The organism is Micromonospora sp. ATLC20, from assembly GCF_057196585.1.
This window is the reverse complement of record NZ_JBXUOV010000065.1, coordinates 1-23,124: the sequence shown is the minus strand read 5'-3', so window position 1 is coordinate 23,124 and position 23,124 is coordinate 1. Positions and strand designations below refer to the sequence as shown.

The 23,124-nt window shown below is 75.6% G+C and carries 22 protein-coding genes and 1 pseudogene; 15 read left to right on the top strand and 8 right to left on the bottom strand.

Annotated features, from left to right (window positions below; all coding sequences use genetic code 11):
- Positions 1-243: 243 nt before the first annotated feature.
- The 6 genes from AC2CHG_RS15890 (at position 244) to AC2CHG_RS15865 (ending at position 8,052) form a co-directional block, all read left to right on the top strand.
- Positions 244-3,429, top strand: coding sequence for a penicillin acylase family protein (locus AC2CHG_RS15890; protein WP_484525013.1), 3,186 nt, complete (start codon positions 244-246; stop codon positions 3,427-3,429).
- A gap of 98 nt (positions 3,430-3,527) precedes the next feature.
- Positions 3,528-4,715 (top strand): DNA polymerase IV, encoded by a 1,188-nt coding sequence (gene dinB, locus AC2CHG_RS15885; protein ID WP_463839580.1) that lies wholly within the window; start codon positions 3,528-3,530, stop codon positions 4,713-4,715.
- Positions 4,716-4,820: 105 nt separating this feature from the next.
- Positions 4,821-5,753 carry a hypothetical protein gene (locus AC2CHG_RS15880; protein ID WP_484525012.1) on the top strand — a complete coding sequence of 311 codons (933 nt, stop codon included), beginning with the start codon at positions 4,821-4,823 and terminating at the stop codon, positions 5,751-5,753.
- The gene (locus AC2CHG_RS15875) at positions 5,750-6,202 is read left to right on the top strand and encodes an ABA4-like family protein (protein ID WP_484525011.1); all 453 of its coding nucleotides are present in this window, start codon (positions 5,750-5,752) and stop codon (positions 6,200-6,202) included. The genes AC2CHG_RS15880 and AC2CHG_RS15875 overlap by 4 nt, the downstream gene beginning before the upstream one ends.
- 9 nt (positions 6,203-6,211) lie before the next feature.
- Positions 6,212-7,429 carry a sensor histidine kinase gene (locus AC2CHG_RS15870; protein ID WP_435588009.1) on the top strand — a complete coding sequence of 406 codons (1,218 nt, stop codon included), beginning with the start codon at positions 6,212-6,214 and terminating at the stop codon, positions 7,427-7,429.
- The gene (locus AC2CHG_RS15865) at positions 7,426-8,052 is read left to right on the top strand and encodes a response regulator (protein WP_262011587.1); all 627 of its coding nucleotides are present in this window, start codon (positions 7,426-7,428) and stop codon (positions 8,050-8,052) included. The genes AC2CHG_RS15870 and AC2CHG_RS15865 overlap by 4 nt, the downstream gene beginning before the upstream one ends.
- 5 nt (positions 8,053-8,057) lie before the next feature.
- Here the strand turns inward: AC2CHG_RS15865 and AC2CHG_RS15860 are convergent, their stop codons facing one another.
- The 3 genes from AC2CHG_RS15860 to AC2CHG_RS15850 form a co-directional block, all read right to left on the bottom strand.
- Positions 8,058-8,771, bottom strand: coding sequence for an RraA family protein (locus AC2CHG_RS15860; protein WP_484525010.1), 714 nt, complete (start codon positions 8,769-8,771; stop codon positions 8,058-8,060).
- Positions 8,772-8,780: 9 nt separating this feature from the next.
- Complete coding sequence (locus AC2CHG_RS15855; RefSeq protein WP_262011589.1) at positions 8,781-10,079, bottom strand: FUSC family protein; 1,299 nt, start codon at positions 10,077-10,079, stop codon at positions 8,781-8,783.
- Between the two features lie 64 nt (positions 10,080-10,143).
- On the bottom strand, positions 10,144-10,896 hold the full coding sequence (locus AC2CHG_RS15850; RefSeq protein ID WP_262011590.1) for a dienelactone hydrolase family protein: 753 nt from the start codon (positions 10,894-10,896) through the stop codon (positions 10,144-10,146).
- Positions 10,897-11,009: 113 nt separating this feature from the next.
- Between AC2CHG_RS15850 and AC2CHG_RS15845 the strand changes: the two genes are divergently transcribed.
- Together AC2CHG_RS15845 and AC2CHG_RS15840 are read left to right on the top strand one after the other, a co-directional pair.
- Positions 11,010-11,408 (top strand): DUF2267 domain-containing protein, encoded by a 399-nt coding sequence (locus AC2CHG_RS15845; RefSeq protein WP_262011591.1) that lies wholly within the window; start codon positions 11,010-11,012, stop codon positions 11,406-11,408.
- 10 nt (positions 11,409-11,418) lie between these two features.
- On the top strand, positions 11,419-11,679 hold the full coding sequence (locus AC2CHG_RS15840; RefSeq protein WP_262011592.1) for a hypothetical protein: 261 nt from the start codon (positions 11,419-11,421) through the stop codon (positions 11,677-11,679).
- A 5-nt stretch (positions 11,680-11,684) separates the two neighbouring features.
- Here AC2CHG_RS15840 and AC2CHG_RS15835 read toward each other — a convergent pair whose 3' ends face one another.
- Positions 11,685-12,614, bottom strand: coding sequence for a diacylglycerol/lipid kinase family protein (locus AC2CHG_RS15835; protein WP_435588008.1), 930 nt, complete (start codon positions 12,612-12,614; stop codon positions 11,685-11,687).
- Positions 12,615-12,729: 115 nt separating this feature from the next.
- Between AC2CHG_RS15835 and AC2CHG_RS15830 the strand changes: the two genes are divergently transcribed.
- Genes AC2CHG_RS15830 through AC2CHG_RS15810 form a run of 5 tightly spaced genes read left to right on the top strand, consistent with a single transcriptional unit; the run spans position 12,730 to position 19,805 of the window.
- On the top strand, positions 12,730-14,430 hold the full coding sequence (locus tag AC2CHG_RS15830; protein WP_484525009.1) for a sugar ABC transporter permease: 1,701 nt from the start codon (positions 12,730-12,732) through the stop codon (positions 14,428-14,430).
- 47 nt (positions 14,431-14,477) lie between these two features.
- Complete coding sequence (locus tag AC2CHG_RS15825) at positions 14,478-15,026, top strand: hypothetical protein (protein ID WP_484525008.1); 549 nt, start codon at positions 14,478-14,480, stop codon at positions 15,024-15,026.
- A gap of 13 nt (positions 15,027-15,039) precedes the next feature.
- Complete coding sequence (locus AC2CHG_RS15820) at positions 15,040-15,588, top strand: hypothetical protein (protein ID WP_435588005.1); 549 nt, start codon at positions 15,040-15,042, stop codon at positions 15,586-15,588.
- An 8-nt stretch (positions 15,589-15,596) separates the two neighbouring features.
- Positions 15,597-17,015 carry a hypothetical protein gene (locus tag AC2CHG_RS15815; RefSeq protein WP_435588004.1) on the top strand — a complete coding sequence of 473 codons (1,419 nt, stop codon included), beginning with the start codon at positions 15,597-15,599 and terminating at the stop codon, positions 17,013-17,015.
- A gap of 48 nt (positions 17,016-17,063) precedes the next feature.
- Positions 17,064-19,805: an ATP-binding protein gene (locus AC2CHG_RS15810; protein WP_484525007.1), complete on the top strand. Its 2,742-nt coding sequence runs from the start codon at positions 17,064-17,066 to the stop codon at positions 19,803-19,805.
- A gap of 5 nt (positions 19,806-19,810) precedes the next feature.
- Here AC2CHG_RS15810 and AC2CHG_RS15805 read toward each other — a convergent pair whose 3' ends face one another.
- The gene (locus tag AC2CHG_RS15805) at positions 19,811-20,389 is read right to left on the bottom strand and encodes a TetR/AcrR family transcriptional regulator (RefSeq protein WP_262011599.1); all 579 of its coding nucleotides are present in this window, start codon (positions 20,387-20,389) and stop codon (positions 19,811-19,813) included.
- A 70-nt stretch (positions 20,390-20,459) separates the two neighbouring features.
- On the opposite strand from AC2CHG_RS15805, the gene AC2CHG_RS15800 reads away from it, so the two are divergent.
- Complete coding sequence (locus AC2CHG_RS15800) at positions 20,460-21,005, top strand: hypothetical protein (protein WP_366623985.1); 546 nt, start codon at positions 20,460-20,462, stop codon at positions 21,003-21,005.
- Positions 21,006-21,053: 48 nt separating this feature from the next.
- On the opposite strand, the gene AC2CHG_RS15795 is transcribed toward AC2CHG_RS15800, so the two are convergent.
- From AC2CHG_RS15795 to AC2CHG_RS15785, 3 genes are read right to left on the bottom strand one after another with little or no spacing between them, the layout of a single operon-like run.
- Positions 21,054-21,881: an SIR2 family NAD-dependent protein deacylase gene (locus AC2CHG_RS15795; RefSeq protein ID WP_484525006.1), complete on the bottom strand. Its 828-nt coding sequence runs from the start codon at positions 21,879-21,881 to the stop codon at positions 21,054-21,056.
- Complete coding sequence (locus tag AC2CHG_RS15790) at positions 21,878-22,165, bottom strand: DUF1905 domain-containing protein (protein WP_262011601.1); 288 nt, start codon at positions 22,163-22,165, stop codon at positions 21,878-21,880. The genes AC2CHG_RS15795 and AC2CHG_RS15790 overlap by 4 nt, the downstream gene beginning before the upstream one ends.
- Positions 22,166-22,169: 4 nt before the next feature.
- A complete protein-coding gene (locus AC2CHG_RS15785) occupies positions 22,170-22,811 on the bottom strand; it encodes a DUF998 domain-containing protein (RefSeq protein WP_484525005.1) in 642 nt (213 codons plus the stop codon).
- 133 nt (positions 22,812-22,944) lie between these two features.
- On the opposite strand from AC2CHG_RS15785, the pseudogene AC2CHG_RS15780 reads away from it, so the two are divergent.
- Positions 22,945-23,124 (top strand): annotated as a pseudogene (locus AC2CHG_RS15780) (sensor histidine kinase); the annotation flags it as partial.

Genomic DNA, 23,124 nt, shown 5'->3' with positions numbered 1-23,124 from the left:
GAGAGCGGTGGGGGTGGCAACGGCGCCACCCCCACCGCGTCGTTCCGGGACGGATCGCGGCGAAACGTCGGCATTGACGACTGGTGAACGACGGCTATCCCGGACGGCTGTGGTGCGCCGATCATTGCCCGCAGATAGATATGAGTCATTCTCACCTCCGGGCAGAACGCCCGGGCACGGAGGCCGAGACGCCGTCAGCCGGGCGTACCGAACGGCCCTACTCCGCGTCCCCGGAGGATCGCCATGCCATTACCCGCCATCCGTGCCCGCCTCGCGGCGCTCACCGCCGCCGCCCTCACCGCGAGCGTCCTGACGGTCGTCGCGCCGTCACCGGCGCTCGCCGCCACCACGTTCACCCCCGACGACTACTGCCTCGGCCAGTGCGCGGACATCCTGCCCCCCGGGCAGAACGGCAACGCCACGCTCGCCGGCATCCTGGCCCACCAGGCGCTCGGCACCCGCCCGGCGCACTCCAGCGACCAGCTCGACGAGTACGCCAACCTGGTCTACAACTACGCCGGGCTGACCGACGAGCAGATCGCCCACTTCTACAACGACGCCTCGTTCGGCGTCCCCGACGCCCAGGTCGAGAGCACGATCTCGCCGCGCTCGGACGTCACCATCGTGCGGGACAAGGCCACCGGCGTCCCGCACGTCACCGGCACCACCCGCTCCGGCACCATGTTCGGCGCCGGGTACGCCGGCGCCCAGGACCGGCTCTGGGTGATGGACCTGCTGCGGCACGTCGGCCGCGGCAACGTCACCTCGTTCGCCGGCGGCGCACCCGGCAACCGGGAACTGGAACAGAGCGTCTGGGCCAACTCGCCCTACACCGAGGCGGACCTCCAGGCCCAGGTCGACGCGCTGCGCCTCAAGGGCACCCGGGGTCAGCAGCTCTACACCGACGTCGTCGACTACATCGCCGGCATCAACGCCTACATCGACAAGTCGATCGCCGACGACAACTACCCCGGCGAGTACGTGCTCACCGGCGCCGGGAAGCCGAAGCACTTCACCATGACCGACCTGATCGCCACCGCCGGTGTCATCGGCGGGCTGTTCGGCGGGGGCGGCGGCAGCGAGATGCAGTCCGCGCTGGTGCGGGTGGCCGCCCGGGCCAAGTACGGCCCGACCGAGGGCGACCGGGTCTGGACGGCGTTCCGCTCCCAGAACGACCCGGAGACCGTGCTGACGCTGCACGACGGGCAGAGCTTCCCGTACGGCGCGACGCCGCCCGGCGCCACCAGCGCGGTGCTGCCCGACGCCGGCACCGTGGTCGCCGAGCCGCTCGCGTACGACGCCACCGGCGGAGCCGCCGCCCGCACCGGCACCAGCGCCGCCACCAAGGACCTGGTCGGCGGCCTGTCCAACCTGCGGGCGCACGGCATGTCAAACGCGGTAGTGGTCTCCGGCCGGCACACCACCACCGGCAACCCGGTCGCCGTGTTCGGCCCGCAGACCGGCTACTTCGCCCCGCAACTGCTCATGCTCCAGGAACTGCAGGGACCGGGCATCAGCGCGCGCGGCGCCGCGTTCGCCGGGCTGAACCTCTACGTGCTGCTCGGCCGCGGCCAGGACTACGCGTGGAGCGCCACCTCCGCCTCCCAGGACCTGACCGACACGTACGCGGTGCCGCTGTGCACCACCGACGGCAGCGCGCCGACGCTGCGCTCCAACCGCTACCTCTTCCGCGGCCAGTGCGTGGCCATGGAGGTGCTGGAGAAGCGCAACTCCTGGTCGCCGACGCTCGCCGACTCCACCCCGGCCGGCGCGTACACGCTGCGCGCGCTGCGCACCAAGTACGGGCTGGTGTCCTACCGAGGGCTGGTCAACGGGCAGCCCACCGCGTTCACCAAGCTGCGCTCCACCTACCGGCACGAGGCCGACTCGGCGATCGGCTTCCAGGCGTACAACGACCCGGCGGCGATGGGCAGCGCGGCGGCGTTCCGGGCGTCCGCGGCCAGCGTCGGGTACGCGTTCAACTGGTTCTACGTCAACTCCACCGAGGCGGCGTACTACAACTCCGGCTCGAACCCGGTGCGCTCCTCCGCCTCCGACCCGAACCTGCCGATGAAGGCCGAGCCGGCGTACGAGTGGGCCGGCTGGAACCCGGACACCAACGACGCCACGTACGCCCCGGCGTCGGCCCACCCGCAGTCGGTCAACCAGGACTACTACGTCAGCTGGAACAACAAGCAGGCGCGTGACTTCGGCGCGGCCGACGGCAACTTCAGCTACGGCGCGGTGCACCGGGGTCAGCTGCTCGACGGCCCGGTGAAGGCGGCCATCGCCCAGCGCAAGGTCGGCCGCGCCGACATCGTCCGGATCACCGCCGAGGCGGCGGTGACCGACCTGCGCGGTCAGCAGGTGCTCGGCGAGCTGCTGCGGGTGCTCGACAGCACGCCGGTCACCGACCCGGCACTGGCCGCCGCGGTGACCAAGCTGCGGGCCTGGCAGCAGGCCGGGTCGCGGCGGGTGGAGACGTCACCCGGGTCGAAGGTCTACCAGCACGCCGAGGCCATCCGGATCTTCGACGCCTGGTGGCCGCTGCTGGCCTCGGCGCAGTTCCGCCCCGGCCTCGGCCCCGACCTGTACGCCGCGCTCGTCGACGCGCTCGAAGTCAACGAGGCGCCCTCGGGCGGCCAGAACGGTGGCCGCGACGGCACCGTGAACTGGGCGTCGCAGGGGCAGGCGCACAAGGGCTCGGCGTTCCAGTACGGCTGGTGGGGTTACGTCGACAAGGACCTGCGGGCCGTGCTCGGCGACCCGGTGGCCGGCGGGCTCGGGCGCACGTACTGCGGCAACGGCAACCTGGGCGCGTGCCGGCAGGCGCTGCTCGACACGCTCGGCCAGGCCGCCGCGGCGCCGGCGACCACCGTCTACCCGGGCGACTCCTCGTGCGGTGCCGGCGACCAGTGGTGCGCGGACTCGATCGCCCAGTCCGGGCTCGGCGGCATCACCCACCCGCTGATCGCCTGGCAGAACCGGCCCACGTACCAGCAGGTCGTCTCGTTCCCGGCGCGCCGGGGCGACGCGGTGACCAACCTGGCGCAGGGCCGTACCGCCACCGCGTCCAGCACGCAGTTCCTGACCAGCAACACCCCGGCGAAGGCGGTCGACGGCAGCCTCGGCACCCGGTGGGCCAGCAGCTACAACGACAACCAGTGGCTGCGGGTGGACCTCGGCTCGGCCCGGACGATCAGCCGGGCGGTGCTGCGGTGGGAGGCCGCCTACGCCACCGGCTACCGGATCGAGGTCTCCGGTGACGGCAACTCCTGGCAGCCGGTTTTCAGCACCACCACCGGCAACGGCGGCGTCGACAACGTGACGTTCGCCCCGGTCAGCGCCCGCTACGTGCGGATGTACGGCGTCACCCGGGCCACCTCGTACGGTTTCTCGCTCTACGAACTCGAGGTCTACGGACGGTGAGGCGCACGCGACCGGCCGGCGGGTGTTCCCGCCGGCCGGTCGTCTGTGTCCGGGCAGGTCAGCCGCGCTCGTTCGAACATGTGTGCGAGGATGGCGGGGTGTCGAGCGAGGCCACCATCCTGCACGCCGACCTGGACGCGTTCTACGCCTCGGTCGAGCAGCGCGACGACCCCCGGCTGCGCGGCCGGCCGGTGATCGTCGGCGGCGGCGTGGTGCTCGCGTGCAGCTACGAGGCCAAGGCCCGGGGCGTGCGCAGCGCGATGGGCGGCCGGCAGGCGCGGCGGCTCTGCCCGGACGCCGTCGTGGTGCCGCCCCGGATGGCCGCGTACACGGCCGCCAGCCGGGCGGTGTTCGAGATCTTCCGGCACACCACCCCGCTCGTCGAAGGGCTCAGCATCGACGAGGCGTTCCTCGACGTGGGTGGGCTGCGGCGGCTCGCCGGAACGCCGGCCGCCGTCGCGGCCACGCTGCGGGAGCGGGTACGCCGAGAGGTCGGCCTGCCGATCACCGTCGGCGTGGCCCGGACGAAGTTCCTGGCGAAGGTCGCAAGCGGCGTGGCGAAGCCGGACGGGCTGCTGGTCGTGGAGCCGGACCGGGAACTGGCGTTCCTGCACCCGCTGCCTGTCGAACGGCTGTGGGGCGTCGGCCCGGTCACCGCCGCCCGGCTGCGCGACCGCGGCATCCGTACCGTCGGGCAGGTGGCCCGGCTGGACGAGCCGGCGCTGGTGTCGCTGCTCGGCGCGGGCGCCGGCCGGCACCTGCACGCGCTGGCCCACAACCGCGACCCACGGGCGGTGCAGGTGGGCCGCCGCCGCTCCTCGATGGGCGCGCAGCACGCGCTGGGAGGCGGCCCGCACTCCCCCGCCGACCTGGACGTGGTGCTGGCCGGGCTGGTCGACCGGGTCACCGGCCGGATGCGCGCCGCCCGCCGCACCGGCCGCACGGTGACGCTGCGGCTGCGCTTCGCCGACTACACCCGCGCCACCCGGTCGCACACGCTCGACGAGCCGACCGCGCAGACCGGGCCGCTGCGGGCCGCCGCCCGTGACCTGCTGCGCGCCGCGCTGCCGCAGATCGCGGAACGGGGCGTCACGCTGCTCGGCGTCTCGGTGGGCAACCTCGGTGCCGGGCACACGCAGCTCACCCTGCCGTTCACCGCCGAACCCGGCCCGGCGCTGGACGCCGCCGTCGACGCGGTACGGGACCGCTTCGGCGCACGGGCGCTGACCCGCGGCGTCCTGCTCGGCCGCGACCCGGGCGTCGAGATGCCCCGGCTGCCGGACTGACCGGCCGACCTCGTCCCGGAGTAGGAGACGCCCTCCGACCCGTGGCCGCGAACGCGGCCTGCGGGCGGGCGCGACCGGCCCGGTCCGTCACGAGCATCTACAGGCATGACTACCGTACGGAACCGGGCGGCCGGATGGCACCGCCCCCTGATGCTCCTCGTGTCCGCGATGGCGGTGCTCACCGTCGTCGCCGCGGTCGGCGTCGTCGCCGATCCGCGCGTGCTCACCGGCGCGCCCATCTGGGCCAAGCCGCTGAAGTTCGCGATGTCCTTCGTGCTCTACGGCGTCACGCTGGCCTGGATGCTGTCCCTGCTGCCCCGCCGTAGCCGGGCGGCCGAGCGGGCCGCCACCGTGATCGTGGCCATGTCCGTGGTGGAGATGGTCGTCATCGTGGGTCAGGTGCTCCGGGGCACCACCAGCCACTTCAACGGCACCACGTCGCTGGACGGAATGCTGTTCAGCGTCATGGGCGCGGCGATCATGGTGCTGTTCGCCGCCCAGCTCGTGCTGGCGGTCGTGCTGTCCCGCCGGTCCCTCGCGGACCGCGCCGGCGGGTACGCGGTGCGGCTCGGTCTCGCCGTGTCCCTGCTCGGCATGGTCGTCGCGTTCCCGATGGTGGCGCAGCAGCCGGCCGGCACGCCCGCCGGGATCAGCGGCGCGCACAGCGTCGGGGTGCCCGACGGCGGCCCGGGGCTGCCGCTGCTCGGCTGGAGCACCACCGGCGGCGACCTGCGCGTCGGGCACTTCGTCGGCATGCACGCGTTGCAGGCGTTGCCGCTGCTGGCGATCCTGCTCGACCGGTTCCTCGGCAGGCGGCTGGACGAGCTGACCCGGGCCCGGCTGGTGCTCGTCGGCGGGGCCGCGTACGCGGCACTGACGCTGCTCGTGACCGCCCAGGCCCTGCGCGGGCAGCCGCTGCTCGCGCCGGACGGGCTCACGCTCGCCGCGGCGGCCGCGCTGGTCGTGGCCACGGCGGCGGCCACCGCGCTGGTGCTGGCCCGCCGGGCCCGCCGTACCGAGGTGGTGCTGGTCGGATGAGCACCGCGCTGTTCAGTCTGACGTTCGCGCTCGCGGCGCCGTTCTGGGCGCTGATGATCCTGGCGCCGCGCTGGTCCTGGACCGGCCGGATCGTCGGCTCGCCGCTGATCGTGGCGCCGGTGCTGCTCGTCTACGCGGCCCTGGTGCTCCCCGCGCTCGGCACGGTGCTGCCGGTGGTGACCGCGCCCACGCTCGACGGCCTGCGAAACCTGCTCGGCACCGCCGACGGCGCGGCGGCGGCCTGGGCCCACATGATCGCCTTCGACCTGTTCGTCGGCAGGTGGATCTGGCAGGACTCCCGGGAGCGATGGCTGCCGGCCCTGCTCACCGCCCCGGTGCTGCTGCTCACCGTCCTGCTCGGCCCGATCGGGCTGGCCGTCCACCTCGGACTGCGGTCCGCGTGGCGGCGGCCGGCGAACGCGGTGGCTACGGCCGCACCGGTTGCCTAGGCTGACGCGGTGGGCTGGACCGGTCGGCTGTTCGACGCGCGGGACACGTTCGCGCGGGTCCTGCTGCTGGACCTCAGCGGCATCGGCTACCTGGTCTTCGGTCCGCACGGGAACTCGGCCGCCACCGGTACGCAGTGGGCGCTGGCGGTCCCGGCGTTCCTGCTGGCCCTGCTGTGCCACCGCCGGCCGCTGCTCAATCTGCTGATCCAGTCGGCGCTGCTGGTCGCCGCGCTCGTGCTGGTCGACGACGTGGTGATCAACCAGGTCGGTGCGAGCTGGGCGCTGCTGGAGCTGACCATGCGGGCCACCCGGCCACGCACGATCTGGCTCGGCGCCGGGCTGCTCGCCGCCGTCGACCTGACCGACCTGATCGGGCTACCGGTCCGCGCGGCGTTCACCGGCCTGTTCGGGCTGGCCGTCACCGTCGGCCTGCCGCTGCTGCTCGGACTGGTCGTGCGGACCACCCGGGAACTCGGGCGGCAGGCCGAGGAGCGGGCCGAGGCAGAGCGGCGCCGGCGCGAGTCGGAGAGCCGGGCGGCCCGCGCCGACGAGCGCGGCGCCATCGCCCGGGAACTGCACGACGTGCTCGCGCACCATGTCGCGTCGATGGTGCTGCGGGTCGGGGTGGCCCGGCACGTCCTGCCCGACCTGGATCCCCGGGTCGGCGAGGTGTTCGACGACGTGCACGCCACCGGCACGGCCGCGCTGACCGACCTGCGGCGGCTGGTGGCGGTGCTGCGCGACCCGGACGGCGTCCGGGGCGACGCCGCGCTGACCGCGATCGAGCCGTCGGCGCTGCCGGCCGCGCTCGGCGCGGCGGTTGACCGGGCCCGGCAGGCCGGCGTCGTCGTGGAGGCCGACGTCGACCCCGCGATCGGCACGCTCGACGCGGTACGCGGCCAGGCGGTGCTGCGACTGACCCAGGAGGCGTTGACGAACGTGGCGAAACACGCCGGCGCGGCGGCCCGCGCACACCTGAGCGTGTCGGTCGAGGACGGCGCGGTGCACTGGGCGGTCACCGACGACGGGCGGGGCGCCGCGCCGGCCGGGGTGCCCACCGGCGGTGGCCACGGCATCGTCGGCATGCGTGAACGGGTCGAGGTGCTCGGCGGGCGGCTGGAGGCCGGGCCCACCGGGTCCGGCTGGCGGGTCCGGACCGTGCTGCCCCCGGCCGGGCCCACCCACCAGGCGCCTCGGCCCCGCGCCGGCATGCCGGAGCCGGCGTGATCCGGGTGCTGCTGGTCGACGACCAGCACCTCATCCGGGCCGGCCTGCGGATGCTCTGCGACGCCCAGCCCGACCTCGAGGTGGTCGGTGAGGCCGACAACGGCCGGGACGCGGTCGCCCTGGCCGCCCGGCTACGACCCGACGTGGTGGTGATGGACCTGCGGATGCCCGGCGTCGACGGCATCACCGCGACCAGCCGCATCCTCGCCGACCGGCCCGCCACCCGGATCATGGTGCTCACCACGTTCGGCGACGACGACCACCTCTACCCCGCGCTGACCGCCGGCGCCTGCGGGTTCCTGCTCAAGGACGCGCCCCCGGCCGACCTGCTCGACGGCGTCCGCCGCGCCGCCGCCGGCGACAGCCCGTTCAGCCCGGACGTGCTGCGCCGGCTGGTCGACCGCGCGGTGCACGCCCGCGCAGGCACGCCCCGGCGGACGGCCGACCTGACCGCCCGCGAGCGGGACGTGCTGGACCTGGTCGCCGACGGCCTGTCGAACACCGAGATCGCCGAGCGGCTGCACATCGGGGTGACCACAGTGAAGACGCACATCACCAGCCTGATGACGAAGACCGGCAGCGCCAACCGGGTACGCCTGGCGCTGTGGGCACGCGGCGGCTGACCGGGTCACTCCTCGATCGCGCCGCCCACCGCCCGCAGGTGCGCCCGGAACGTCAGCGCCGGATCCGCCTCCCGGGCCGCCAGGTACGCGCCGAACCCGACCTGCGCGCGCAGCGACTCCCCGGCCCGGATCCGGCCGGCCTGCCGCCGCTCGGTGTCCCGGATGGACTCGGCCAGGTCGAACAGCTCCCCGGCCCGGTCGGCGGCCAAGAACACCACGCCGTCGTCGTCGGCCAGCGCCAGATCCCGCGGCCCGACGGTGAACGGCCCGACCCGGGCGTGCGCCAGCGCCCCGTCCGGGCGCGGGTCCAGCTCCAACGGCCCGCTCGGGGTGGCGCCGAGGCTGAACACCGGCAGCCCGACCGCGACCAGGTCCGCGGTGTCCCGGTGCGCGCCCCACACCACCAGCCCGGCCAGGCCGGCGGCCCGCGCCTCCAGCACCACCAGGTCGCCGACGCAGGCCCGGTCGGTGCGCCCGCCGTCGTCGACGACGAGCACGTCCCCCGCTGCGGCCTGCTCGATCGCCTCCAGGAAGACGTCCACGCTGCCGGCGTGCCGGGCCGGGCGGACCGGGCCGGCCAGGCGCCGCCCGGGCAGCACCGGGACGACGGCGGCCGGGGCGCAGCGGACGGGAACACCGGCGCGCAGGCAGGCGTCGGCGACGTGGGCGGTGCTCAGCGCGGCGAAGCGCGCGGCCGGCGCGTCGTGACGGATGTCCATGCGCCGACGCTAGCCAGCCGGACCGGCCCGGGCAGGTGCCAGTTGACGCCCGGTGGCCTTCGGCGGGTGCCGGACGCCGGGCCGGCGCGGGACCGGCCGGCTCATCCGGGCCCGGACCGGCGGGCGCGCCTCCGACTCCCCCGCGCCGGCGGCCCGGCGCACACTGCCGTTTGCGTCCTCGGGCCGGCAGCCGGTGGCCCGCAGCAGCTCGCTCTGCGCGGTCCGCAGGTCGCTGATCATCGCCTCGCCGAACGCGCGTACGCCCTGCGACCAGGCGCGCCCGGCCAGCTCGGCGCCCTGCCGGACCAGCTCCCGGGTGCGTTCCAGATCCGCACCGGAGTTGCCGGCCCGCTTCAACTCCCGTACCGCCTGGCCGAGGCGGGCCACCGCGTCGGGCAGCGCGGGCGGAATCGGCTCGTCGTACTGCAGCGCGGTGGCGGAGCGGCGGGCGATCGAGCGGGCGTACAGCACCAGGCGTTCGAGGTGCTGGGTCGCTTCGGCGTACCTGTGGAACTGGGCGCGGCGGTGCCATCGCGCCGGCGCGATGGTGACCACCTCCTCGGCCCCGCTGAGTGCGTCGTTGAGCCGCCCGATGTCCGGTTCGATCCCGCGCAGGTCCTCCAGGGCGCGCTGGGCCGCGTCGGCGTCGCGGCGGGTCAGCGCGTGGGCGACGGCGTCGAGCTGCTCGGTGAGCCGGGCGACCACCGGTTCCACCGCCCGGTCCAGCACCCGGATCGGGTTGACCGGCAGCAGCAGCGCCACCACGAACAGGCCGACCAGGCCGCCGACCAGCGCGTCGAAGATACGGGGCAGCTCCAGGCCGGGCTGCACGGGCGCGAGCGTGGCGATCAGCACCGCCGTACCGCCGGCCTGGCCGACGAGCGCGCCGCCGCGCCCGGCCACCAGCAGCGCGGTGGCGATGGCCAGCGTGACCACCAGGCCGGTCTGCCAGGATCCGCTGCCCAGCAGCGCGCGCAGCAGGTCACCGACCAGGATGCCGAGGCCGACGCCGATGAGCAGCTCGAACGTGCGCCGGGCACGCTGGCCGATGGCGGTGGCGATGGTGCCGACAGCTGCGGCGGGGGCGAAGACGTGCGCGCCGGAGCCGAGCAACTCCTGGGCGATCAGCGCGGCGAGCGCCGCGGCCAGCCCGGCCTGCGCGGAGATCACCACGGTGATCTCCAGCTGGCGCAGCCGGTTGCGGCCGGCCGCGCCACCCTCGGCCCGGGCCCGGGACAGCGCGAGACCGCCCCGCTCGACCGCCCGGTCCAGGGGCGAGCGGACGGTGTCGGCGCGGCGGTCGGCCATGACGGCGGTTACCCGCCTCCGGACCGGTGAATCGTCCGCCGCGCTCCCGCGCGCCTTGGGCGGGTCAGCGGCGGAACGTGCGGTCAAGCAGGTCGAACAGCGCCGTCCAGTGCCGCTTCGTCGCCTCCTCGTCGTACATCGGGGTGTCCGACTGGGTGTAGCCGTGGCGGGCGCCGGCGTACACCTCGGAGCGGTACGTCACCCCGGCCGCGTCGAGCGTCTTCTCCAGCGTGGCGATCTGCTCGGCGGTCATCGACGGGTCGGCGTCGGCGTGCCCGAAGTAGAGCTCACCGGTCACCGCGCCGACGGTCAGGTGCGGGCTGTCCGGGGCGTCGGTGACCACCCGGCCGGCGTGGAACGCGGCCACCGCGGCGATCCGGTCCGGCAGCGCCTCGATCGCACGCAGCGCGTTCGTGCCGCCCATGCAGTAGCCGGTGATCGCCGCCGGTCCCGGCGCGACATCCGGGCGGGTGGCCAGGAAGTCCAGGTAGGCGGCGGTGTCGCGGGCCACCACGTCCGGCGTCAACGCGGCCATCATCGGCCCGATGCTCTCGAACAGGGCGCCCCGGCGGCTGTCGTCGGCGAGCGCGCCGAGGTCGATCAGCGGGGCCCGCCCGGCGCGGTGGAACAGGTTGGGGGCGAGCACCACGTACCCGCGCTCGGCGATCGTGGCGGCCATTTCCGCGACCCGGGGCCGCAGCCCGAACGCGTCCATGAACAACAGGACGGCCGGGAAGGGCCCGCCGGTCTCCGGCACGGCCAGGTAGGCGTCAGCGGTTCCGTCGGGGGTGGGCACGTCCACGGTCGTCGGCTGCACTGTCGGGGCCTCCTCGCTGCGGGTTCCGCGCTGCAGGCTACCCCCCGGCCCGGCGGCCGTTTGCGGAGGTCCAGCGTGGGAATCCGGCGATCCCGGCGGAGGAAGGCGGCGAGATGGACCAGGATCAGTTCATCGGCGCGGTGGCCCAGCGGTGCGGCGCGTCCGCGGAGCAGGCCACCGCGATCACCCGGGCGACCTTGACCACGCTGGCCGAGCGGATCGACGGCGGGGAGGCCCGTGACCTCGCCGACCGGCTGCCGGAGGCGCTGCGGGCGTACGCGTTCGGCCCGGCCGAGGACGCCGAACCGTTCGGGCTCGACGTGTTCGTCGAGCGGGTGAGCGGACGCGCCGACGTGGACGTGGACGCCGCCCGGGACGGCATCACCGCCGTGTTCGACGTGCTGCGCGACGCCGTCGACCCGGCCGCCTACGCGCAGGTCGTCACGCAGCTCCCGGCCGAGTACGGCGAGGTGGCCGACCAGAGCGCCCCGTTCGTGCGGCGCACGGCGTGACGGGCACGCGATGAGCGAGGACGCGCTGCGCCGGCCGCCCGAGGCCGACGCGCAGGAGCAGCGGCAGGACGAGACGCTCGTCGGCCCACCCGACACGGTCGACGCGGCGGTACCCGAGGCGAGCGCGGCGGACCTGGCCGAGCAGGGTGTGCTGCGCGCGCCGAGCGACCGGGCGGGCCTGGGCGAGTCGGTGCGCGACGACCTCACCGCCGCCGACGCGGTGGAGCAGAACACGGAGATCCCGCTGCCCGACGAGGAGCACTGGGCCTGACCGCCTCAGTGGTCCGGGCTGTCGGAGCGGGCCATCAGCCGCAACGCGTTCGGGTCCAGGCCGATCCGGACCGGTGTCTGCCCGTACGGCTCGCCGTCGACCTCTATCCGGGCCGGCCGGTCGGTGTCCAGCCACAGCTGGCGTACCGCCAGGAACGGCTCGTCGCCGAGGGTGCGGCGGTGGCCGGCCGCCGCGTTGCGCGCCGTCTCGCGCAGCAGCCCGCGCCGGGTCGGCCCACCCACCGGGTACGCGACCAGCAGCCGGTCGTCGGCGGTGGCGTCGGCGGTGATCGGCCGGCCGGCGTGGAAGCCGCCGTTCGCCACGTACACCTGGTGCGTGGTGAACGTGTGCTCGCGGCCCTCGGCGCGGACCGTCACGGCCAGCGGCCGGTGCCGGGCCAGCAGGCCCAGCCCGGTCAGCGGGTACGCGAGCCGCCCGACCACCCGCTTCAGCCCCGGCGGCGCGGCCTGCATGATGTCGGCGGACAGCCCGATCCCGACGTGGTTGGTGAACCGGGTGTCACCGATCAGGCCCAGGTCGACGTCGATGACCTTGCCGTCGGTGAGCACCGCGATCGCCGCGTCGAGATCGATCGGGACGCCGACCGTACGGGCGAAGTTGTTAGTGGTGCCCAGCGGCAGCAGGCCCATCGCGATGTCCCGGTGGGCGAGCAGCCGGGCCGCCGCGCCGACGGTGCCGTCACCGCCGCCGGTGACCAGCAGGTCCGGTCCCAGGTCGGCGGCCTCGGCGAGCACCCGGTCCAGCTCGCCGGGCCGGTCCACCGGGTACGCGCCGAGCAGCGTGAACCCGGCCGCGCGCAGCCGCGCGTGGACGGTGTCGTAGAGCCGCCGGCCGCGCCGGGAGTGGGCGTTGACCACCAGCGCCGCCCGCCGTCGTTCCCGGATCGCCGTCGACAGCTCCTGCTTGGTCCGCACGGATGCGACCCTATCCGGCGGCGCCGGGTCGCCGGTCGGCCGCCGCGCGCTGGTGGACGGCATCGGTTACCGTCGCGAGCGCCGTGATCGTCGATCTTCGAGGGTGGATGTCCCGATGAACCAGCCGGCAACGCCGCAGGTGACAGCGCCAGTGCCCCCGCAGCCGCACCGCCCGGCGCGGGCCCTGATCGGGCTGGCGCTGGTCGTCCCGGCGGTGATCGCCTGGGTCTGGTCGTACGTCCTGCCCACGCTGTCCACTGTGGCCCGCAGCTTCCAGGGTGACGGGCCGCGCGGCTCGGGCGAGTCGGTCGGCACGGCGAACTACGAGACCGCCTTCAGCTCCGGGTTCGCCGGGCAGGTCGGGTTCGCGGTGCTTCTCGGCCTGATCCCGCTGGCGGTGGCGCTGCTCGCCGCGCCGCTGCTCGCCGTCCTCGCCGACCGGGCCGGCCGGGCCACCCGCCTGGTCACCCGGGTCGTGCTGGCCCTGCCGCTCGCCGCGTACGCGCCGGTCGCGGTGCTGCTCGGCCGGCGTGGCGAGGCCATCGAGGCGGGCACCCTCCGGCAGGATCTCCAGTCCCCCCGGACGTTCCTCGTCTCGACGCTGGCACAGGTGACGTTCGGGCTGGTCGTCGCGGTGGCCGCGACGCTGTACCTGAGCGCCCTGCGCCGCCGCGAGCCCGACCACCGGCCCGCGCCCGCCATGCTGGCCGTCGGCGGGCTGCTCGGCCTGGGCGTCCTCGCCGCCGCCCTGCAGACGTACGCCGCCCCGGCGATCCTGACCGGCGGCGGGCCGACCGGAACCACCACGGCGACGCCGGTGTTCGCCGCGACGCAGACCGCCTTCCGCACGATGCGCCTCGGTGTCGGGTCCGCCACGTCGACGCTGCTGCTGGTGCTGCTCGGGCTGCTCGGGCTGGCCGCGGTGGCGCTGATCCTGGCCTCCCGGCTGCGCATCGAGTTCGACGGCTGGCGGGACGGCCCGGCCGTACGGGAGGCGGAGTCCTTCGCCGGCCGCCGGCCGCTGCTCGTCGGACTGACCGCTGTCGCGCTAGTCGTCGTCCTCGGCGTGACCGTCTGGGCGTCGCTGCCGTGGCTGCGGAACCTCTCCTCCGACGCCGGGCGGCTGCCCAACGGGGTCGAGACCTCGACCGTGTTCGCCAACACCTGGGTGCCGCCGCTGATGTCCACGCTCGTCGCGGTGACGGTCGCGGCGCTGGCCGGGTTCGGGATCGGCGCGCTGCGGCCGCTGGGACGCTACAGCGAACTGCTGCTGGTGCCGTTCGCGCCGTGGCTGTTCGTCGGCGTGGGCCCGCTGGCCATCGCCGGGTTCGAGCGCACCGAGGAACTCGACCAGCTCGGCATGTTCCTCGGCCTGGTGCCGCCGGTCTGGCTGTCCGTGCCCGCGCTGTTCGCCTTCACGCTGCTGTTCCGGGGCCAGCACGCGCGGTGGCGCTCCGGTGGCGACGCCGGCCGTACGCTGTTGCTGCCGGCGCTGCCGATGTTCGCGGTGACCGCGTTGCCGACCTGGCTGGCACACGCCCAGGGAACACTGTGGACGACGCTGGTGAGCCGGGGCCCGGACAGCCTCACCGCGCCGGCGCTGGTCCAGATGATCGCCAATCTCCGCTTCGGGCCGGAGGGCGAGCTTCCGCTGGGCCTGATCCTGCCGCTGCCGATGCTGCTCCTGTTCGTGGTGCTGTTCGTCGCGCTCATGATCGGCTACGTGGATCGGCTGGCCATCCGGACGGGCCGGCGGACCGACGCCGGCGAGCCGCCCGCCGGGGCGGACGAGCCGGTCCGCAAGGTCACCGCATAGGGAAACCCCCGATTACGGGCGGTGACGACGCACCTAGCGTCGGAGCCATGGCATCTGACGCGCTCACACCGGCCCGGACCATCCGTACCCGCCGCGCCCGCCTGGCGCTGCTGCTGCTGCTCGCCCTGCTCGCGCCGGCCGGGTGCGACTCCGGCGGCGGGATCGTCGACGCCGGGTCGGACGACACCGCGGCGGGCGAGGACGGCGGCGACCCGGACGCGGGCGCCGTGGACGACGTCCGGCCGCCGTGCCCGTTCACCGCCGCCCAGGTCTCCGAGCTGGTCGACCGGAAGCTACGCGACGAGGGCAACTGCTCGTTCGGCGACGGCATCGCCCAGCTGGCGGTCACCACCGCCTCGGCCACCGCCGGCAAGGCCACCTACGACTACCAGCACGACCAGGCCGGCCAGCAGTACGAGAAGGTCGTCGACCTGGACCGGGGCGAGCGGGGCTACCTCGCGGTCAAGGACGTCCGCGGCGAGGCGGTGCTGATCGACGGCAAGGGCACGTACACGGTGACCATCAGCAGCTTCGGCGGCGGCACCGCAGGCAACGAACAGATCCTGCGCCGCACGCTCGACGCGATCCCGGCCTGAGCGGGGGGCAGGCATGCGAACCCGCCGACTGATCGCGCTCGCGCTGGCCGCGGCCCTGTTCACCGCGTCCGCCGGCTGCGGCGGCGACGAACCGCCGGCCGCCGGTGGCACCGTACCCGGTGCGGGCACGCCGGTCGCGGACCCGGCCGGGGAGGCGCCGGCCGAGCCGAGCGCCGAACCGGTGGACGGCGCCGCCGATGCGCCGCAGGCGTGCACGCTGGTGTCGAAGGACGACGCCGAGCGCCTCGCCGGCACGCCGCTGGAGGAACCGGTGGTGGCCGGGCAGTCCTGCACCTACACCGGCCCGGTGAGCGGGCCGACCGCTCAGGTCGAGGTGTTCGTGGGCGAGGGCGCCAAGAAGTACCTCGACATCGAGCGGCAGCTCGGGCACGAGATCCGTGAGCTGACCGGCACGGCCGACGAGGCCCTGCTCACCTACGAGGCGTTCTTCCTGCGCAAGGGCGAGCTGTGGGTCGCGGTGCGGCTGATGCGGCTCAACGACCCGCAGGAGAACCGGGCGCCGCTGGAACGGCTCGCCCGTACCGTCGCCGGCCGGATGTGAGGCGGCCGGTGCGCGGCCGTCGGCTGCTCACGGCCGGCTTGGTGGTGCTGCTCGTGGTGACCGGCTGCGGCGGCCCCACACCGGGCCCGGCCGACGCGGGCGACGGCGAGCCCCGGTACGGGCAGGCCCCGGCGCCGGGCAAGGACGTCACGCTGCAACCGGACGTGGTGCTCGTCGGCGGGGGCAGCCGCACCGTGCGGTCGGTGAGCCCGGACGGGCTGATCTGGCGGCTCGACCCCGGCGCGCGCGACGCCGACCGGCTCGCGCCCGGCCGGGTCATGTTCCTCACCGGGCGCGGCGTGGGCCGGGTGCTCGACCTGGCCGAGGACGGCGACGACCTGGTCGTCACGATCGGCCCGGTCACGCTCACCGAGGTGATCCGCGACGGCACGTTCGGCGGGGACGGCGTCACCCTCGACAACCCGACCGTCTACGTGGCGGGTGAGCCGTCGTGGACCCGGGAGGTCGCGGCGGCGGGTGGCACGCTCGGCCGCTCCCGCCCGCTCACCGTCGCGCCCGCGCAGCCGCCACCCGCGCCGGGCGGGCAGGCCGCCGCGAGCGCCCACGGCTACCGGGTCCGGACGTTCTGCTGCGCCGGTGGCGTCGGCACGCACTTCACGTACGACGACGGCGGGCTCCGGCTGGCCGGCACCGTGACGCTGACCGTGGGCCGACCGGCCGCGTCGTTCCACCTGGCCATCGGCGCCGGCAAGGTGACCCGGGCCGAGCTGGAGATCGGCGGCGGCTTCGGCATCAAGGTGGACTTCACCGCCGGCATCGACGGCGGGCAGAACCACCGCCGGACGTTCCCGGTCCCGGTCGACATCGCGTTCCCGATCGGGCTGGTCGCCGGCCTGCCGCTGTCGTTCACGGTGAGCCAGACGCTTGAGGTGGCCACCGCGTTCGGCGCGAAACTGGGCACGTTCCGCGGCTCCGGCGAGTACGCCCTGGCCGGCAAGCTCGGGTTCGGCTACGCGGGCGGCCAGGTGGGCTCGCGCGTGACCGAGGGCTTCGCCCGCCGGGTGAGCCTGCTCGACTCGCTCACCGGTGTGCCGGTCGGCGTGATGGGGCTGGTCGTCCGGCACGGCGTGCGGTTCACCATGGGCATCAGCGCGTTCCTGTTCACCGCCGGGATCTGGTTCGAGCTGGTCACGTCGTACGGCGCCACCATCGGGTCCGCGCTCGGCGCGCCGTACGCGCTGTGCCGGGGCGTCGGGCTCGGCGTGCGGGCGCGGTTCGGGATCGGCTACCGGATCCTGGAACCCGTCGTCCAGGTGATCAACAAGTTCCTCAGCCTGCTCAGCCCGTCCCGGGCCCCACGGATACCGCCGATCGTGGCGTCCGGCGGGCCGAGCTGGAGCGCCGACGTCTACCGCAACCAGGAGGTGATCCCGCCCGTCTCGATATGCGGACAGGTTCCGGGCTAGGCCGCGCCGAAGCTCGGTTCGCGGGCGCCGCTGTGCCACCATCCCGCCATGGACGCCGCACTGGTCGGCCGCGACGCGGTCGTCGAGCGGGTGTGGCGTGCCCTGACCGCCGGTACGCCGGTGCTCCTCGACGGCCCGTCCGGCATCGGCAAGACCGCGCTGTGGCGGGCGGTGGTCGCCCACGCGGGGCGGACCGGCTGGCGGGTGCTGTCCGCCGCGCCCACCGAGGCCGAGACCGCGCTGCCGTACGCGGCACTCGCCGACGTGCTGCGCCCGCTCGCGGACGCGCTGCCGGGGCTGCCCGCGCCGCAGCGGGCCGCGGCCGACATGGTGCTGCTGACCGGCGAGCACGACGACGCGGTGGACGACCGGGCGGTGGGCGCGGCCACCCGTACGCTGCTCGACGCGGCGGTCGCTGGTGCGCCCCGGGTGCTGCTAGCCGTGGACGATCCGCAGTGGCTGGACCCGCCGAGCGCCCGGGCACTGCGGTTCGCGCTGCGCCGGCTGAACCGGTGGCCCGCCGTCCTGGCCACCCACCGCACCGGGGACGGCCCGCCGGTGCCGGTGCCGCTCGGGCTGGACGACGACCCGACCGGACGGCACCCGCTGCTGCGCGCCGACGTACCGCCGCTGGCCCCGGCGGACCTGCACCGCGTCCTGGCGGCCCGGCTCGGCGGCACGCTCAGCCGGCCGCTCACCGACCGGCTGGCCCGCGACGCCGACGGCAACCCGCTGCTCGCCATCGAACTGGCCCGGGCGGTGCTGCGGCTGCCCCGCCCGCCCGCGCACGACGAGGACCTGCCCGTACCGTCGTCGCTGCGCCTGCTGCTCGCGGAGACGCTGCGGGCGCTGCCCGGCCCGAGCCGCGACGCGGTGCGGCTGGCCGCGCTGCTGACCGTGCCGACAGTGCGCGACCTGGCGTCGGCGGGCGTGCCGGCCGGGGCGCTGGACGCGGCCGAGGACGCCGGGCTGGTCGTGGTCACGGCGAGCCGGATCGACTTCGCGCACCCCCGGTACGCGGCGGCGGTACGCGAGAGCATCCCGCCGGGAGCCCGGCGGCGGCTGCACGCGCTGCTCGCCGGCGCGGTCGCCGACCCGGACGAGCGGGCCCGGCACCTGTCCCGGTGCACCGTCGCGCCGGACGCCGCAGTGGCCGCCGACCTGGCCGCGGCGGCGGCCCGGCAGCGGATGCGCGGCGCGTCGGCGCTCGCCGCGGACTGGTACGCCCGGGCCGCCGAGCTGACCCCGCCGTCGGCGCCCGCCGACCGGAACCGGCGCCGCCTCGACGCGGTGCAGTGCCGCATCGACAGCGGCGACTACGCGGCGGCCGGGCGGGCCGCCGAGGCGGCGGCGGGTGAGCTGACCGGCGCCGAGCGGGGCGAGGCGCTGCTGCTGCGCGCGCTCGTCGCGTGGTGCGCCGACGACCTGGTCACCGCCGTCCGGGTCGCCGAGCAGGCGCTCACCGCCGCCGGGCCGGACGGGCACCTGGCGGGGCGCATCCACACCCACCTGACCATGTTCCACGACCAGCCGGAGATCGCCCGCCGGCACGCGCGGGCCGCGATCGCCCGCCTGTCCGACCGCGCCGAGCACCGCCCGCTGCTCACCGCCGCGCTGTTGCTGCTGTTCTTCCACGAGGTACGCGCCGGCGGCCCGGCGCCCACCGACCTGCTGGACCGGGCACTGTCACTGGAGGGCGGCGAACCGTCCTTCCTGGCCGGTTCGGTACCGGCGATCTGGTGGAAGTCGGTCGACGACCACGACCGGGCGCGGGCCCGGCTGCGCCTGATGCTGGACCTGGCGGTGGCGCGCGGCGACGATCCGCTGCGGCACGAGGTGCTGACCCACCTGGGCGAGACGGAACTGCTGGCGGGGCGTTTCGCCGAGGCCGGTACGCACATCGCCGCCGCCCGTGACCTGGGTGAGCAGCTGGGCACCGGGCTGGTGGGCGAGAGCTGGCTGGCCGGTGTGCTCGACGCGCACCGGGGGCGGCTGGCGCAGGCGGGTGCCGCCGCCGCCGGGCTGCGCCGCGACGACGTCCTCGGCGACGCCTGGAGCCGCCGGCTGCACCACCAGCTCACCGGGCTGGTGGCGCTTGCGTCCGGGGAGTGGGCCTCCGCCGCGGCGGCGTACGGCGCGCTCGCGGCCGACCTGGACGGGTCGGGCATCGCCGAACCGCTGGGGCAACGCTTCGAGCCGGACTGGATCGAGGCGTGCGTGGGCGCCGGTGACCTGGACACCGCGCACGCCGCGCTGGACCGGCTGGCCCGGCGCCACAGCCGGCTGCCGCGTCCGTGGACGACGCTGGGTCTGGCCCGTAGCCGGGTGCTGCTGGCCGGGGCGACCGGGACGGATCCGGGCACGGCACTGGACGCGCTGACGCAGGCCCGGGCCGCCGTGCCGGAGGCGGTGCTGCCGCTGGACCGGGCCCGGTGCCTGCTCGCCGCCGGGCGCGCGTACCGGCGGGTGCGGCGACGGCGGGAGGCGCGGGCGGCGCTGGACGCGGCGGTGGCCGAGTTCGACGCGCTCGGCGCGTCCGCGTTCGCCGACCGGGCGCGGGCGGAGCTGGGTCGCATCGGGGCCCGCACCCCGGCACCGACGACGCTCACCGCGACCGAGGAGCGGGTGGCCCGGCTCGCCGCGCGGGGGCAGACGAACCGGCTCATCGCCGACGCGCTCTACATCAGCCCGAAGACGGTGGAGGCCAACCTGGCCCGGGTCTACCGCAAGCTGGGCATCGCCAGCCGCGCCGAGCTGGGCGCGGCGATGGGCCGGCCGCCCGGCGACTGAGGCGGTCAGGACGCGGCGAGCGCGTCCAGGTGCGCACCGAGCAGTTCCCGGGCGCGCCGGGGCGGCATCCGGTCGGGGTGCAGCAGCGCGTGCAGCGCGAGCCCGTCGAGCACCGCGTGCAGCCCGGCGACCGCCTCGGGGTCGGCGGCCGGTTCCCCGGTGAGCAGCGTGACGGCGAACTCGACGGCGCGTCGGATGCCGTCGTCCGCCTCGGCCGTCCGGGCCCGGGCGGCCGGGTCGGTCGGGGCGCGCGCGGCGAGCAGCAGCCACACCTCGGCCTCGCGGACGCGCTGGCGGTCGAGCGGCAGCAGTTGTTCCAGGATCCGCTGGGCGACCTCGCGCGGGCTGCCGCTGCGGTCGCCTCCGGTGATCCGCTCGGCCGCCTCGGCCTGCACGTGCTCCATGGCGAACACCAGCAGCTCGGTCTGGGTGGCGAAGTAGTGCCGCAGTGCGCTCGGTGACCAGCCCGCCTCGGCCGCGATGCTGCGGACGGTGGCGGCGCCGACGCCGTCGCGGTAGACGACCCGCCACATCGCCCGCGCCAGTTCGGCACGGCGCGCGTCGTGGTCGACGATCTTGGGCACGGGCCCCTCCGGAACCTGGTTGACGAGCGCTGTTACGGTTATCGCACAGCGTACTAAAAAAGGAGACCGCATGCTCGTGGCAGTGATCGTCGGATGCGAGGTGGCGTTCTGGGTGGTGCTGCTCGCCGGACTGATCGCCCGGTACCCACTGCGCCGGCCCCGCCTCGGCGCCGCACTGCTGATCGCCGTGCCGGTCGTCGACCTGGTGCTGCTGGCCGCCACGATGATCGACCTGCGCCGGGGCGCGACAGCCACGTTCGCCCACGGCCTCGCCGCCGCGTACCTGGGGTTCTCGGTGGCGTTCGGGCACAGCATGGTGCGCTGGGCCGACCAGCGGTTCGCGCACCGGTTCGCCGGCGGCCCTCCCCCGAGCCGGGCACCCCGGTACGGGATGGCGCGGGCCCGGCACGAGTGGCGGGAGTGGGGCAAGGGCATGCTCGGCTGGGCGGTCGCCTGCGCCGTGCTGCTCGCCGGCATCGCCGTGGTGGGCGACAGCGAGCGCACCGCCGAGCTGTGGGCGTGGACCGGACGGCTCAGCCTGGTGATGGCGGGCTGGCTGGTGTTCTGGCCGGTCGCGTACACCGTCTTCCCGAAGCGGGCGCCGCGCGACGCGTGAGGTTCGTCCGTCACGTGCGGCGGCTGGTCGGCTGCGGCGTCCCGGCGGTCAGCCGGCAAGCGCGTCCGGCCAGGCGGCACGGACCAACGCGGGCAGCATCTCGCCGGCCGGGCCGCGCAGGTTCACCGCGCAGACCGCGTCCAGTGGTGTCGGCACCGGGTTCACCTGCACCACCGGGGCTCCGAGGCGGGCCGCGACGAGGGGGATCTCGGCGGCCGGGTGGACGAGCGCCGAGGTGCCGACTGTGAGCAGCAGGTCGCAGCCGGATGCCGCCTCGACCGCCGCGTCGAGCGCGGCCGACGGCAGCGCCTCGCCGAACCACACCACCCCGGGACGCACCGGCGCACCACATCCGGCGCAGGCGGGCGGCGTGACGCGCCCGTCCGGCGGTTCCGGCATGCCATCGGGTGCCACCGCGTCGCCGGGTGCCGCGTCGTCCTCACGCGCCGTTGCGTCCTCGGGGATCGGCGCGGGCCGGGCGCAGGCCGAGCAGCGGGGCGCGAACAGGCTGCCGTGCAGGCGTACCGGGGCCGGCACGCCACCGCGCTCGTGCAGGTCGTCGACGTTCTGCGTGATCACCACCGTCTCCGGTAGCCGGTCCTGGATCGCGGCCACCGCCCGGTGCCCGGGGTTCGGCCTGGCCCGGCGCACCCCGCGCCGGCGTGCCTCGTACCAGCCCCAGACCAGCGCCGGGTCGGCCCGGAACGCCGCCGGCGTCGCCAGCTCCTGCGGGTCGTACCGCTGCCAGAGCCCGGTCTGGGCGTCCCGGAACGTCGGCACGCCGCTCTCGGCCGACATGCCGGCCCCGGTGAACACCACCGGCCGCCGGGCGGCGGCGAGCAGCCGGCCCGCCCCGGCCAGCTCCGGCCCGGTCACACGTCCACCGTCAGCCGCACGTCGACCCGGTCGCCCAGCTCGATCCCCTCGGCCCGGCGCGCCGCGACCCGCAGCGGCACCACGTACCGGCCGTCCCTGGGCCACAGCGACGTCCGCCAGCCGGTGCCGCCGATGCGGACCGTCACCGGGATCATGCCCCAGCCGTAGGTGACCGACGCCGAGGCGGCCTCGATCGCCGCGCTCTGCTCGTCGGGCACTGTGACGAAGTGGTACGGCGCCGGACCGCGCCAGAACCACACCTCGCCGCTGAACGCCAGCTCCATCCGGTCAGGATAGGGGCCGGGACCGACGCGACCACAGCAGCCGCAGCCCGGCCACCGTCACCCAGGCGAACAGCGGGAACACGGCGACGCGTTCCATGCCGCCCACGCCGATGCCGGCGTCCACCCGGGACAGGAACAGCACGGTGCCGGCCAGTCCGAGCAGGCCCAGGAACGCGCTGACCCTCCGCAGCTCGCGCAGCAGCGGCGACCGGCCGAGCGCGGCGGCCAGCAGCGCCGCGTTGCCGAACGCGAAGACCAGCAGCGCGCCGAGCACGTGCAGGTTCTCGTCCACGTCGGCCGGGTGGAGGCCGGCCAGCACGTACCCGGATCCGGCGGCCACTGCCGACGCCACGGTGACGGTCGCGGCGCGGCCCGGGCGCAGCGCCCGGTGCCCGAGCAGCGCGCCGAACGCGAGCAGCAGCCCGGCGCCGACGAACACCGCGTTCATCGCCGGATGCCACGGCGAGCAGACCGGACGCGGGCGGCTGCTGTCCCACACGCCGCAGGTCACGTTGCCGAGGTCGCTGATGTTGTGTTCGGCCCAGCTGAACCGGGGCTGGTCCCAGGCCAGGCCGACGACGACGTTGGCGGCCAGGAACGACACGGCGGCGAGCAGCCAGCAGGCGCCCGCGAGGCGGTTTCTCATCCGCCGAGTGCACCGCCCGAGGGCGTCCCGGCGCACGGGGCGTGGCGGGCCGGTTCGAGGTAGGGCCAGGCCTACCCGGGAAGCGGGGTCCAGCCGGCTGGGAAGCACGGTGTGGCCTGGCTAGCGTCGTGCCATGACCGTTGATCACGGGTTGGCCGGCGCGTTGCGCCGCCGCCGCTACCTGCTGTCCGCGTGGCCGTGGCGGGCCCTGGCGTACGCCGTCACGACGCTGCCCCTGGCCGGCGCGGCGGCGCTCGGCGCGGCGGTGGTCGCCGCCCCGCTGCTGCTGGTGGCCGGCGCGCTGCGGCGGGGC

What these genes read in the sequence shown, in the direction of transcription:
- AC2CHG_RS15875 (WP_484525011.1), top strand. Translation starts at nt 5,750, where the DNA reads ATGAGCACCGCGCTGTTCAGTCTGACGTTCGCGCTCGCGGCGCCGTTC.
- AC2CHG_RS15845 (WP_262011591.1), top strand. Translation starts at nt 11,010, where the DNA reads ATGGACCAGGATCAGTTCATCGGCGCGGTGGCCCAGCGGTGCGGCGCG.
- AC2CHG_RS15810 (WP_484525007.1), top strand. Translation starts at nt 17,064, where the DNA reads ATGGACGCCGCACTGGTCGGCCGCGACGCGGTCGTCGAGCGGGTGTGG.
- AC2CHG_RS15820 (WP_435588005.1), top strand. Translation starts at nt 15,040, where the DNA reads ATGCGAACCCGCCGACTGATCGCGCTCGCGCTGGCCGCGGCCCTGTTC.
- AC2CHG_RS15825 (WP_484525008.1), top strand. Translation starts at nt 14,478, where the DNA reads ATGGCATCTGACGCGCTCACACCGGCCCGGACCATCCGTACCCGCCGC.
- AC2CHG_RS15840 (WP_262011592.1), top strand. Translation starts at nt 11,419, where the DNA reads ATGAGCGAGGACGCGCTGCGCCGGCCGCCCGAGGCCGACGCGCAGGAG.
- AC2CHG_RS15785 (WP_484525005.1), bottom strand. Translation starts at nt 22,811, where the DNA reads ATGAGAAACCGCCTCGCGGGCGCCTGCTGGCTGCTCGCCGCCGTGTCG.
- AC2CHG_RS15860 (WP_484525010.1), bottom strand. Translation starts at nt 8,771, where the DNA reads ATGGACATCCGTCACGACGCGCCGGCCGCGCGCTTCGCCGCGCTGAGC.
- AC2CHG_RS15830 (WP_484525009.1), top strand. Translation starts at nt 12,730, where the DNA reads ATGAACCAGCCGGCAACGCCGCAGGTGACAGCGCCAGTGCCCCCGCAG.
- AC2CHG_RS15800 (WP_366623985.1), top strand. Translation starts at nt 20,460, where the DNA reads ATGCTCGTGGCAGTGATCGTCGGATGCGAGGTGGCGTTCTGGGTGGTG.
- AC2CHG_RS15890 (WP_484525013.1), top strand. Translation starts at nt 244, where the DNA reads ATGCCATTACCCGCCATCCGTGCCCGCCTCGCGGCGCTCACCGCCGCC.
- AC2CHG_RS15790 (WP_262011601.1), bottom strand. Translation starts at nt 22,165, where the DNA reads ATGGAGCTGGCGTTCAGCGGCGAGGTGTGGTTCTGGCGCGGTCCGGCG.
- AC2CHG_RS15880 (WP_484525012.1), top strand. Translation starts at nt 4,821, where the DNA reads ATGACTACCGTACGGAACCGGGCGGCCGGATGGCACCGCCCCCTGATG.
- AC2CHG_RS15855 (WP_262011589.1), bottom strand. Translation starts at nt 10,079, where the DNA reads ATGGCCGACCGCCGCGCCGACACCGTCCGCTCGCCCCTGGACCGGGCG.